The organism is Achromobacter mucicolens (assembly GCF_029866465.1).
In the GTDB taxonomy this organism is placed as follows: domain Bacteria; phylum Pseudomonadota; class Gammaproteobacteria; order Burkholderiales; family Burkholderiaceae_B; genus Achromobacter; species Achromobacter mucicolens.
The window spans coordinates 275,509-288,879 of sequence record NZ_CP123364.1 but is presented as its reverse complement, the minus strand read 5'-3'; the positions used below and the strand labels follow the sequence as shown (position 1 = coordinate 288,879).

The 13,371-nt window shown below is 68.6% G+C and carries 7 protein-coding genes; all 7 read left to right on the top strand.

All coding sequences use genetic code 11. From position 1 onward, the window contains the following. Positions 1-147 precede the first annotated feature (147 nt). Complete coding sequence (locus tag QEP15_RS01315; protein ID WP_280148342.1) at positions 148-1,455, top strand: chloride channel protein; 1,308 nt, start codon at positions 148-150, stop codon at positions 1,453-1,455. A 15-nt stretch (positions 1,456-1,470) separates the two neighbouring features. Then, positions 1,471-3,738: an FdhF/YdeP family oxidoreductase gene (locus QEP15_RS01310; RefSeq protein ID WP_280148341.1), complete on the top strand. Its 2,268-nt coding sequence runs from the start codon at positions 1,471-1,473 to the stop codon at positions 3,736-3,738. Positions 3,739-3,936: 198 nt separating this feature from the next. After that, positions 3,937-5,388, top strand: a complete 1,452-nt coding sequence (locus tag QEP15_RS01305) for a peptidoglycan recognition protein family protein (RefSeq protein WP_217618111.1) — start codon at positions 3,937-3,939, stop codon at positions 5,386-5,388. 26 nt (positions 5,389-5,414) lie between these two features. Continuing rightward, on the top strand, positions 5,415-7,439 hold the full coding sequence (locus QEP15_RS01300) for a C1 family peptidase (protein ID WP_280148340.1): 2,025 nt from the start codon (positions 5,415-5,417) through the stop codon (positions 7,437-7,439). 22 nt (positions 7,440-7,461) lie between these two features. Continuing rightward, positions 7,462-10,296, top strand: a complete 2,835-nt coding sequence (locus QEP15_RS01295; protein ID WP_280148339.1) for a PAS domain-containing protein — start codon at positions 7,462-7,464, stop codon at positions 10,294-10,296. Between the two features lie 26 nt (positions 10,297-10,322). Continuing rightward, positions 10,323-11,987, top strand: coding sequence for a CHAT domain-containing protein (locus tag QEP15_RS01290; protein ID WP_180099635.1), 1,665 nt, complete (start codon positions 10,323-10,325; stop codon positions 11,985-11,987). A 40-nt stretch (positions 11,988-12,027) separates the two neighbouring features. Next, positions 12,028-13,359 (top strand): hypothetical protein, encoded by a 1,332-nt coding sequence (locus tag QEP15_RS01285; RefSeq protein WP_280148338.1) that lies wholly within the window; start codon positions 12,028-12,030, stop codon positions 13,357-13,359. The last annotated feature ends 12 nt before the right edge of the window (positions 13,360-13,371 follow it).

The window sequence follows — 13,371 nt, the reverse complement described above, 5'->3', positions numbered from 1 at the left end:
GCAAGAGAATTCGGGATTAATGCCTAACCAATAGGTATGGGTTTCCGGCTGGTAATGGCCGCTTTGAAAGGAACGGCCCCTACACTGCCTCATCGCAATGCGCGCCTCGATGCGTCGGCGCGCCAAACGACAGGAGCCCATCCTGGTATGAACGACCTGAAGCCCGATGATCCGTCCTGGCTGCGCCCGCGTTTTCTGCTCGCGGTGATCCTGACCGGCCTGTTCGCGGGGCTGGGCGGCATGTTGCTCGGCATGCTGCTCCATGCCGTGCAGCATCTGGCATATGGCTACGCCGAGGGCCAGATCGTCAACCACGAGACCTTCCTGGAAGGCGTGCAAGCCGCCAGCGGCCAGCGCCGCGTGATGGCCCTGGTGCTGTGCGGCGTGGCGGCCGGTGGCGGATGGTGGCTGATCCATCGCTATGGCCGTCCTCTGGTCAGCGTGAAGGCGGCGGTGTCCGACGCGACGCGCGGGATGCCTGCGCTGACGACGATGGCGCATGCCATCCTGCAGATCGTGACGGTGGGGCTGGGCTCGCCGCTGGGGCGCGAGGTGGCGCCGCGCGAAGTCGGCGCGTTGGCAGGCGGCCGATTGGCCGCGCTGCTGCGCCTGCCGCCCGCGCAGCACAGTCTCGTCATTGCCTGCGGCGCGGGCGCGGGGCTGGCCGCCGTGTATAACGTGCCGCTCGGCGCGACGCTCTTTGTGCTGGAAGTACTGGTAGGGTCGTTCGCCTGGCCCGCCGTGGCCGCGGCGCTGGCGGCCTGCTGCATCGGCGCGGTGGTGGCCTGGGCGGGCTTGGGCAACGTGATCCAGTACGCCGTTCCCCCCATGCAGATCAGTTTCAGCCTGATCGTCTGGGCCATCGTCGCCGGGCCTGTCTTCGGCGGCGCGGCCCACGTCTGGCAGCGGCTGACCGAGGCCGCGCGCCGCGATGCGGCACGGGGCTGGCGGCTGCCCGTGGCGTGCCTGATCAATTTCACCCTGCTCGGGCTGCTTGCGATCTACCTGCCCGCGCTGCTGGGCAATGGCAAGGGCCCGGCGCAACTGAGCTTTGACAATGACCTGACCCTCGCCCTCGCGGCCACGCTGGCGGTGATGAAAGTGGCCGTCGTCGTCTTCACGCTGCGTGCCGGCGCGGCGGGCGGTCTGCTCACCCCCGCCGTTGCCGTGGGCGCGTCGATGGCGGTCGTGCTGGGCGGCCTGTGGAGCATGGCCTGGCCCGACTCGCCGCCCGGCGCGTTTGCCGTCGTGGGCGCCGCCGCCTTTCTGGCCTCGTCGATGCGCATGCCGCTCACGGCGGTGGTGCTGATCCTGGAGTTCACCCGGGTCGACCAGGCCTTTCTCGTTCCCGTCATCGTGGCCGTGGCCGGCTCGGTGCTGGCAAGCCGTTACTGCGACGCTCGCGGCGCGCGGCTTGCTCCCGCCCCCGACGCCGCCGCGCGCAACGCACCCTGAATTCCGGAGATTCGCATGACCCAAGGCAAACCCGCTGGCATCCGCCCCTACGACGCCCCCGCAGGCGGTTGGGGCGCCCTGAAGGCGACCGCGCAGGCGGTGGCCAACCAGATGCGCATCGCCGAGGCGCCCGCGCTGCTGTTGCGCACCAACAAGCCGGACGGCTTCGATTGCCCGGGCTGCGCATGGCCCGACAAGGCGCATACGTCGACGTTCCAGTTCTGTGAAAACGGCGCGAAGGCCGTGACGTGGGAAGCCACCCGCAAGCGCGTGACGCCCGAGTTCTTTGCCGCGCATCCGGTGGCCGAGCTGCTGACCTGGAGCGACCACGACCTGGAGAACGCGGGCCGCCTGACGCATCCGCTGGCCTACGATGCGGCCAGCGACACCTACCAGCCCATCGAATGGGACGACGCGTTCGCGCGCATCGGCCAGACGCTGGCCAGCCTGCCCGACCCGGACATGGCCGAGTTCTATACCTCGGGCCGCGCCTCCAACGAAGCGGCGTTCCTGTTCAGCCTGTATGCCCGCGAATTCGGCACCAACAATTTTCCCGACTGCTCCAACATGTGCCACGAGGCCACCAGCGTCGGGCTGCCCCAGGCCATCGGCATCGGCAAGGGCACCGTGTCGCTGGACGACTTCGATGTGTGCGACCTCATCATCTCGATGGGACACAACCCCGGCACGAACCATCCGCGCATGATGGGAACGCTGCACGAATGCGCGCGCCGCGGCGTGCCCATCATCGTGTTCAATCCGCTGCGCGAACGCTCCCTGGAGCGCTTTGCCGATCCGCAGGATCCGATCGAAATGGGCACGCTGGGCTCCACGCCCATCGCGTCCACGTACTTCCAGGTCAAGGTCGGCGGCGACGCCGCCGCGCTAAAAGGCATCATGAAAGCGCTGATGAACGCGGACCGCGACGGGCGCAACACGCTGGACCACGAATTCATTTCCCGACACACCAACGGCTACGAAGCCTTCGCCGAGGACCTGGACGCCACGAGCTGGGCCGACATCGAACAGGCAAGCGGCCTGCGTCAGCGCGACCTGGAGCAGGTGGCCGACGCCTATGCGCGATCCAACGCCACCATCGTCACGTATGGCATGGGCATCACGCAGCACGAAAAGGGCACGAGCAACGTGCAGCAGATTGCCGCGCTGCTCTTGATGCGCGGCAACTTCGGCAAGCCGGGCGCGGGCATCTGCCCCTTGCGCGGGCACTCGAACGTGCAGGGCAACCGCACGGTCGGCATCACCGAAAAAATCGACCACACCATGTTCGACCATGTCGAACAGACCTTCGGCTTCCGGCCGCCGGAGCGGCACGGCCACGATGCAGTGGAGGCCATGAAGGCCATGGCCGCGGGCCGCGCCAAGGCGCTGATCTGCCTGGGCGGAAATTTCGCGATCGCGCTGCCCGACACCGACGCCTGCGAGCGCGGCATGCGGCAGCTGGACCTGGCGGTGCATCTGAACACCAAGCTGAACCGCTCGCACCTGTTGATCGGCAAGCAGTCGATCATCCTGCCGGTGCTGGGCCGCACGGAAAGCGACGTGCAGGCGGGCGGCGCGCAATCGGTCACGGTCGAGGACTCGATGTCGATGGTGCATGCCTCGCGCGGCAAGCTGCTGCCGGCATCGACGCACCTGCGGTCGGAACCGGCCATCATTGCCGGCATGGCGCAGGCGACACTGCCGCGCAGCCGCGTCAACTGGGCGCATCTGATCGAGGACTACGACCGCATCCGCGACCTGATCGAAAAAATCTACCCGGACTTCCGCGATTACAACGCGCGCATCCGCATCCCCGGCGGCTTTCGCCTGCCGCTGCCCCCCACCGAGCGCATCTGGAAGACGGCCTCGGGCAAGGCCGAATTCATTCCGTTCGCCGGCCTGCGCGAAGATCCCGACATCGTGGAAGGCAACATCCTCAGGCTCACCACGCTACGCAGCCACGACCAGTACAACACCACCATCTACGGCCTGGACGACCGCTACCGCGGCGTGTTTGGCCGGCGCGACGTGCTGTTCATGAACGCGGCCGATCTGGCGCGCCACGGCATCGCGCACGGCGACGAGGTTGAAATCGTCACCAGCCTGCCGGGGCAGACGCACCGTCGCCTGCGGCTGACAGCCATCAAGCACGACATTGCGGCCGGCTCGGTGGGCGCGTACTACCCGGAGGCGAACAATCTTTGCCCGCTGGATTATCAGGACGCGGCAAGTGGCACGCCCAGCTATAAATCGATTCCGGTGCGGATCCGCAAGGCAGCATGATCGCCGCGCCTCATCCATCTGGACGATCACAACCGGGGTCAGATGATGCATAAGCACCATTGCACATTCAAGGATTAATACTTTCGGCTACTAGCAAGGCGGATGAGGTCCGCATATATATCCCTGCAATGGGCGCCGCATCATCGTCGTCATGTCGTCTTGCCAAGAACACCCGCGCCCGTTCCGAGGAGACCATCGATGGCACGATGTCCATTCGCGACGTGGCGGCCCATATCGGGATCGTCCGGGCCTCACCTTGGCGGCCCTTTCAAGATCGTCCATCACACCACGGAAGGCAGCACCGCGCAGGGCGCGATGGACGCGTTCCGCCGCAACCGATCCGATCCCCACTTCACGGTCGACGCCACCACGATCTTCCAGCACGTCGACACCGCCGAAGGCGCGCGGGCGCTGCGCAACGATGCGGGCGGCGTCCAGACCAACCGCGATTCGGCCGTGCAGATCGAGCTGGTAGGCTTTGCGCACCTGCCCAAGGACAGCCGGGCGCTGACCAACCTGGCGCGTCTGTGCCGCTGGATCGAAGCGCAGCACGGCATCCCCCGCAAGTGGCCCTCGGGCCGCCCGTTGCCGGCCAAGAACGGCAAGGACCCCGGCGGCCATAACCGCGATGCCGCCGTCTGGGACTCGCAGAGCGGGCACTACGGCCATTGCCATGTCCCCGAAAACACGCACTGGGACCCAGCCTACTCCGCTGCGGAAGCCGAGTTCATCCTGGCCGCCACGTTCTCCGAGGACGGCGCGCTGGTATCACCTGCCCCGCCGCCGCGCCCCGCGGGCCGCGCATCCAAACGCGCCGCGCCCCTGTCCACCATGCCGGACCACGGCGTCAACGCGGTTGGTATCCACGGTTATCTGAACGACCTGGCGGTGCAGACGCTGGAGCCGCCCGGCATGCCCGTCGCGCGGCGGCGCACGCCCGCCAAACGTTCGGGCGCCGTGCTGCGTGCCGGCGCCGCGGGCAAGACAGCGCGGCAGGCGCCGCAGGCCAGCATCAACGCCGGCAGCGTGCTGTCGTTTGCAGCGGGCCTGCAGGAACAGGAACGCGGCGACGTGCTGTATTCGCTGCAGCTGGCGCAACGCGCAGCCAGCGCCGCCCACGACCGATTCACCCAATCGCAGGCCTGGTATCAGACTTACGTGGAAGTGCTGGAGAACCTGGGGTGGACCAGCGGGCAAATGCACTTTACCCATCACGAGGAAGACGAGCGTGAGTTCCGCATGGACCAGGTGGCCGTCGACCTGCTGCTGGCCGTCGCGCGGCGCGATCAGCTGGCGGTGCTGGACCAGGCGGTGTCCGCGCTGGGCCAGCTGGCCGAAGACGACGACACCGTGAAGCTCTTCGACTTTCACGCGTCGTCGCAGTCGGGCGGCAACTTCCAGCTGGGCGCGGTGCAGCGCGATCGCGGCGGCGGGCTGTCGATGGCGCTAGGCGCCTACTACTTTCGCGCCGTGGACAGCCGCAAGCGTTTCCTGTTTGCGCAGTGGGGCGCGCGGCAGGTGAACTTTTGGGCCTGCGCGCAGCGCCTGACGCTGAACGCCGCCCTGTATGAACAGCTGCGCGACGACGTGCAGGCCAAGCTGGCCGCCGACGCGCCGCGCTACATCGCCAGCTTGAAGCTGGCGTCCTAGCCGGCGGCCGGCATTGGGAGAACGACATGGCGACCCGAAAGGCGGCAGCGCGCACGGCGGCCAAGCCCGCAGCCAAGAAGAAGGGCAAGCGCGCGGCGCAAGCGTCCGCTGCGGCGCCGGAAGATCCGGCCCCGAAGGCCCGCAAGCGCCGCAAGCAGGATGACGCCCCGGCCGCGCGGCGCTTCGAGCGGTCCGCCAAGCCCGATGCCTTCGACGCGCGCGACATCCTGTTCCGGCCCAACATTTCCGTCACGCCCAAGGCAGAGATGATCCCCGTAATGGGGCTGACCGTGAAGCACCAAGGCGAAACGTCGGCCTGCACGGGATTTGCGCTGTCCACGGTGGTCGAATACCTGCTGCGCAAATCCGAGCGCGACACGCGCCCCGCGATCTCGCCATTCATGCTGTATTCCATGGCCCGGCGCTATGACGAGTTTCCGGGATCGGTCGACGACAGCGGCTCCAGCCTGCGCGGCGCCTTGAAGGGCTGGTTCCGCCACGGCGCCTGCGCGCAGGCGCTATTTCCCACGCTCGACATGCCGCCGGCGGCCAAACGCCCCGAAGACGACTGGTGGCTGGACGCGGTCAAGCGCCCGCTCGGGGCCTACTACCGCATCGACACGCGCAGCATCGTCGAGATGCACGCTGCGCTGAACGAGGTCGGCATCCTGTACGCCAGCGCGGGCTGCCACGACGGCTGGGACGACGGACACGGCGTCACGCCGCACGACGATGAGCCCACGCCCGTCACGCGGCCGTTCTGGGTGATTCCGGCCACCGGCCAGGAAACGGCGATGCAGGGCCACGCCTTCGTCATCGTGGGCTACACGCAGGACGGTTTCCTGATCCAGAACTCCTGGGGCGAGGAATGGGGCACGCACGGCATGGCCGTGCTGACCTACGACGATTGGCTGCGCAATGCGATGGACTGCTGGGTCGTGCAACTGGGCGTGGTCACGCACGAGCACGAGCGGATCTCGAACAGCATCAGCCTGCGCACCGAAGGGCAGAAGGTGACGCTGGCCGCCGGCAAGGTGCTGCGCGACCGGGAACTCACGCCGTTCATCGTCAACGTGGGCAACAACGGCAAGCTCAGCAACAGCGGCGCGTTTCGCACCACGCCCGACGACCTGCGCGCCATCGTGGACGTGCACATGAGCGCCGCGCGCGAGCGCTGGAACCTGAAGGACAAGCCGATGGACGTGTGCGTGTACGCGCACGGCGGGCTGGTCGGCGAGAACGACGCGGCCGAAGCCGCCGCCGAATGGATCCCGCTGCTCTACGACAGCCAGATCTTTCCCGTCTTCCTGATGTGGGAAACGGATTTCATCACCACCGTCAGGAACATCATCCGGGACGCCGCGAGCGACGTGCCGCGCACCACCGGCGGCATCGGCGAGCGGCTGGAGCGCTGGTGGAACCAGCGGCTTGAACGGTGGCTGGCGCGGCCCGGCACGGTGATCTGGGGCGAGATGAAGCAGAACGCCGAAGCCATGAGCGAACCGGTCCGCGACGGCGGCGAAGAGGCGGCGATGATCCTGCTGTACAAGCACTTCAAGGCGCACGTCGCGCGCGGCCGCGTGCGCCTGCACATCGTGGGGCATTCGGCCGGCGCGATCGTCGCCAGCCACTTCGTCAAGCGCCTGACCGCCGACGGCGGAGAGCTGGAGTCGCTGAGCCTGATGGCGCCCGCCGTCAGGCTGCAGACCTTCAAGGACCTGGTCGTGCCGCACCTGGGCAGCCGCGTGAAGCGCTACCAGCAGTTCCATCTGTCGGACCGCGCCGAAGAGGACGATCCCACCTGCGGCCCGTACCGGCGCTCGCTGCTGTATCTGGTCAGCGAATCGTTCGAGGGCGGCACGACGACACCGCTGCTGGGCATGGAGCGCTATTTCCGGGATGCCGGCATTGCCTGCGACGCGCTTCACGTATCGCCCGAGGGCAGCGCGCCGGCCAACGCCCGTGTCCTGCCCGTGGCGTCCAGCACGCACGGCGGATTCGACAACGACAAGGGCACGCAACAGCAGGTCATCGCGTTCATCAAGCGGTGACCGCGGGTGAAGAGGGCTTGTCATGACAGAGATGGAGCCGAAACCCTATCGCGACGCGCCGGCGCTTGCCCAGGGCGCGGCGCTGCCCGAGTTTTCCCTTTTTGGCGAGCCCGCCGAGGTGGCGCGCGTGCTGTCCCAGGTCGGCGTGCCCTGCCTGGTGCTGGCCCGATCCGGCGAGATCGTCGCGGCCAGCGCCGTCCTGCCGCTGGCGCGCGAGGCGCTCGTCAACCGGCACGTGAGCCAGGTCTACGGGCTTGCCAAGCCGCTGCGCATGGGCGATGGCGCCGTCGACGTCGTGTACCGGAGCCCCGGCGGTGCACGCGTGCCCGCGCAGCTCATCCCGCTGTGCACGCTGGACAGCGGCGAACTCATTGTGCTGGTCAACGACGGCGCGCCGTTTCGCGAGGCCGAATCGCATCGTTTCGAGCGCACGCCCTACGCCGTGTTCCGGCTGGACATGCAGGGCGTGATCCGCTTTGCCAACCCCGAGGCGGCGCGCACGCTGGGCCTGCCGCGCGAGGCCCTGTGCGGCACCCGGCTCGCGGCGCGCTTTCGGCCATCAGACGGCGGCCCCGTGCAGCGCGCCATTCTGCGCTGCGTGCAAGACACGGAAGGCGATGCGATGGTCGCGGTGACCATCGCCATCCCGGTTCCCGACGACGCCGACCGGCAGTTCGAGCTGGTCATGACGCCCGATCCCGCCCCCAACGGCGAACTGCTGGGCGTCATTGCCGTCATCCAGTCGCGCACGCTGGAGTCCGCCCGCGATGAGATCCGGCGCATTGCCCTCGATCCCGCGATCGCCGGCTGGCGGCTGAAGCTGGACCGCATCCTGGAGCAGATACGGCGGCTCATTCCGTTCGAGCACGCGGTCTTCGGCATCTATGGCAACGACGTGTCGCTGTTTCGCGCGATCGCCGTGCGCCCGGAGGGCGTGGAGCTATGGCCTGCGCGCTGGATGGACCTGCCGCCCACGATCCGCGCGTTCCTGGATTCCGGCCGGACCTGGGTCGAAGAGATCGGCGCCTTCGTCCAGAAGAACATGCCGCAGCCCGGCAACGAGGTCGTGCGGTGCTATCAGGACCTGGGCATCGAGGCCTCCGTCACGCTACCCGTCACACGCCCGGACGGCTACAGCTCGGCGCTCAGCCTGTGCTCGCGCCAGCCGGGCGCTTACGGCGAGCGGCACCTGGAGATGCTGCGCGCCCTGGACCTGGAACCCGTGCTGATGCGCTTTGAAAAAGAGCGCGACGACGAGCGCGCCGAATTTGCCGATTCGCTGCGGCGCAAGGTGATGGCCGCCGCGTCGCTGCGCCAGGCCGCCGAAGAGATCATCGTCCAGCTTGCGCAGCATTTTTCGTGGGACCACGTGGCGCTGTATCGCGTCAACCGCCAGGACAAGCGCTTCGAGGTCGTCACCCAGCACAGCCTGGCGCCGGCCTACGCGCTGCCGCCCGCATACCAGCAGCCCACCTCGCAAGGCATGCTGGGCGCCACGCTGGCGCAGGGCTGCCTGCTGGCGGTGAACGACATTGGCAACCCGGCCTACGCGCAACACGGCTACGGGGGACCAAAGCGGCCGCTGCGCTCGGCCATGACCGTGCCCATTCACCTGAACGGCCGGATACGGTGGCTGCTTGACGTGGAATCGTCGGTCTCGCACGCCTTCAAGGGGCCGGACATCGACGACCTGCTCCAGATCATCGCGTCGCTGGAGGAAGGCCTGGCGCAGCATCTGCTCAACCAGACCAAGCAAAGCCTGATGGCGGAAACCGAACAGGCGGTGGTGTTCGTGGGCCGCGAGGGCGCCGTCATCGAGATGAACCGCGTGGCAACCGACATGCTGGGCGCTGAACCCCGGCGCGGGCGCAGCCTGGACGAGGCCCCGGCGATCACGGACTACGCGATTGCGGGCGACGAAGCCACGCAGGGCATCCTGACCGCTCCCTTTACCGTCAAGCGCGAACGCATCGAACTGCTGGACAGCACCGGCCAGCCCCGATCCGTGCTGGCCACGCGCACCGACCTGGATCCCAGCCTGGACATGTCGATCTGGTTCTTCACCGACATCGCGGACCTGGGGTGGGCGCGCGACCTGCGCTACCTGCGCGAGACCGTGGCCGAGGTGGCGCGGCAGACGCGCACCTCGTTGTCGCTGGCGTGCAGCCTCACATCGCAGACCGTGCTGCTGCACGAGGACGCCCGCCAGGGCATGCCCGCCGAGGAGGTCGCGGCGCAGGCGCAGGACCTGAGCCAGCGCATCGTGGCCGAGATCGGCAAGGCCGACATCACCTTCGAGCGCCTGGCAGGCGCCAGCGAATCGCGGCGGCGCGCCCGCGCCATGCACAGCGATGTCGAACTGGGCGCGCGCCTGCGGGACGTGGTGGCCGCCCTGCCCGCGCGCGACCAGCGCCGGATTGCGCTGACGAATCGCACGGCCTCGCGGGACGGCCCGACCGTGTCCGGCGATGCGCAGGCGCTCTCGGCGGCGTTCCGGTCGATGACCGATTACCTCCTGCGCTGCCGCAATGCGGACGACGCCCGCGTGACGATCGACCTGGATGCCGGCCCGGACGGCTGCACGATCCGCTTTGGCCTGAGCAAGGAGCAACTGTGGGAGGTTGATCCACCCGCCCACGCCGTGCCCGACGACGCCTTGCTCAGCGCCGAACGCGCCGCGCACGACGGCGCCAGCATCGCCATCACCCAGATACAGGAAACCGTGATCGACCACGGCGGCGCGCTGGTCACCGACCCGCCGCTGTCGCCTGCGCCGCTGCGCCCGGACAAAGCCTACGCGACGGTCACGCCGCCGTGGCGCGCGTTCACGCTGATCCTGCCGCTGCGGGCGGGCTAGGGCATCGGGAATCTGGGACAGCCATCATGGAACACGACCCCGCCGGACCCAACTTCATCCTGCTGGCCAGCATGAACGACGAGCACGAGGACGACTGGGCCAACAACCTCGCCCAACTGCACCGCCACCTGCAGCAGTACCCCGCGATCGCGCCGTTCGTGGGCGCGGAGCTGCGCCGCCGCACCTCGCTGGAAAGCGCCAAGACGCAGATCGAATCCTGGGATCTGTCGACGCCCCGCATCGAACCGCGGCTCGTCATCATCGACGCCCGGCTGGGCTCGACCGCCAGCAAGCGCGGCAAGCCCGGCGCGGCCGCGGTGGAACTGCTGGAATGGATAGCGCGGCGGTCTTCAGTGCCCTTGCTGGTCCTGGCGGTGGACCCGCCCGAGCTCGTGCAGCGCTACGTGCTGGAGCGCCCGGAAGTCTTCATGTGGACCAACGACGCGAAGACCGCCGTCAACAGCGGCGCGGAGGTCGCCACCGTGCTCACGTGCCTGACGCCGCTGGCGCCCAAGCGCCGGCGGCGGCTCATCATCCGCGTGGGCGAGCATTCGATCACCTACCGCATCCAGATGGGGCGGCACGAATATTCCTCGCAAGACATGCCCTACAAGGAGCGCGACCGGATCTCCGCGCTGGTGGGCCGCATCGAGACCTTCAGCCCGTATCTGGGCGAGACCAAGGCGCCGCAATGGCTCAAAGACTTGAGCGGGGTGGGCGAAGACGTCTTCAGCGCCATGGTCACGCACAGCCTGGGCGCGCCCGTCGCCAAGCTGATCCAGCGGGCGCGCGACGAGGAAGTATCGCCAGGGGCCGGCGCCTTCGCGGGGCTGGACCTGCGCTTTGAATTCAACCTGGCCAGCCAGGAGGTGTCGCGCCTGTTCAACCTGCCCTTCGAGATGGGACGCGAGTTCGGCGCCGACAGCGGCCGCTACCTGTGCCTGGAGCTGCCGATGGCGCGGCGCCTGCATCTGGAAGGCACGGCGCCCGCGCCGCGCTGGGAGCCGGACGCCCGCGCGCCCGGCCAGCCGGTGCGGATGCTGTTCATGGACGCCAGTTCGGTGTTCGGCACCGTCACCTTCCGGCGCGAGGACGGCGGCCCGCCGCTGCCCGCCATGGAGTTCGGGCCGCTGCAGTCCGTCGCGAAGGAACGCGAGCACCTGGCCGAGCTGGCGGCGCGCGCACCCGGTCACCTCATCATCGATCACGTGCGCGCCGCCGACGAAACGGGCCTGGTGGGCGCGGACCTGCAACGCCGCATCGAGGAACGGTTGCGCACGGGCAACTACGACATCTTCCATTTCGCCGGCCATTCGGTGTCCGAGGGCGAAAGCACGATGCTGGTGCTGCCCGGCGAGGACGGCGAAGCGTGGCAGTTGTCGATCCGGCTGATCGGCCAGTGGATGGAAGCGGGCAAATGCAAGCTGCTGGTGCTGTCCTCGTGCAGCGGCGCGTCGGTGCGCACGGCGCTGGAAGTCATGCGCGCCGGCGCGGCCGGCGTGCTGGCGTTTCGCTGGCAGGTCGAAGAGGAATCCTGCGCGCGCTACATCCAGCGCTTCTACGACGTGTACCTGGACGCGGCGCAGCCCAAGGACCTGGCGGAAGCCTATCGCTACGCGTGCAAGGCCGCGCAGGGCGACGCGGGCGACCTGCCGACCTGGGCGTCGGCCGTGGCCATCGTGCGCGACTGAGCGCAAAGCCGCTGCGCGCGGCCCAGAACAAGGAGCTGACATGGATGGGTTATTCGGCATGCTGCGCGGCATCGGCGGCAAGGCGGCAGGCGGCGACGGCGCGGGCGCCCTCCTGCCCACCGTCCCCGCGGGACGCAACTTCTATGCGCAGATCGAGCCGCCTGCCGGCAACACCGCGCTGGCCGAGGGACTGGACGGCGCCGCCTTCGTGCCCGGCCAGTGCTACTTCAGCGTCCGGCTGGTCGAAATGCGCCTGTGCGAGGCGGGCAATTACCTCAGCCAGTTCCTGCCGCTCTGCACGTTCTTCCTGCGATACGGCGCGGACGGCGTCCGGCGCGAGATTCCGTACATCGTCGGCTACGACCTCATCCAGCAGGCGCTGGGCGCGGCCGCGCCGGACGCCGGCGCCCGCCGCGTGGCGTTTCGCGACGTCTATGTGGCGCGCAACGTTCCTTACGCCAGCGACGGGCTGGAGATGTATGCGGCGCTGTGCCGTTTCGCCGACAGCAGCCTTTCCCGCGGCATCCTGGATTTCGTTTCCACCGCGGTCACGATGCTGGGCGGCCCGGTGGGCGGCGCCATCGTCAAGACGGGCGAAAGTTTGCTCACCCCGCTTGCCAAGCTGTTCGGCACCGATGGCGTCAGCGTGCGCTTCGGCGTCTACGACGGCGATGCGCTGAGGCGTAGCGGCTATCGCGTCCTGGCGGGCGCGGACTCGCAGGACAAGCTGGCGGGGTTGCAACTGGTGGACGGCGTGCTGCACCGCCAGCAAGGCGCGGGCAAGCCCGAGCCCGTGAACGACGTCGATTATCTGGTCCTGGCCTTCGAGCAGCGCGCGACGCTGGGCACGGACATGTTCGCCGCGGCCACCACGCTGCCGTTCCATCATCTGTGGAAAGACGTCTCCAAGGCCCTGATCGGCAACGATGCCACGGCCGCAAGCGCCGCCTACCAGTCCCTCCTGATCGCGGTGGCCGAATCGCCGCTGCTCATCGACGCGGACCGCTTCGCGCTGCTTACCGCCTACGCCGCGCAGCGCGGCGCCTGGGAGGCCGCGAGCGAGCGGTCCGGCCTGCGGACCCGCGGCGGGGGCAAGAGCCTGGCCACCGCCATGACCGACCGCGTCAACGCGCGCGGCAAGACCGATCCGGTGGCGGACCTGCTCAAGGCGGCCAGAAAACACATCACGCCGCCGCCCGTGCCAGCCGCGGGCGCCGGACCTGCGCCCACGATGCTGGACGACGAAGCCGTCGCGCAGACGGTGTCCAGCCTGACGACAACGCTGGGAGAAAAGGGCGAGGCACCGGCGCCCCGCGACCTGTCGCGCGCGACCCGCGAACTGCTGTCGATCATGCTGGGCGATCCGGCGTAGCCGCCCCCCCGC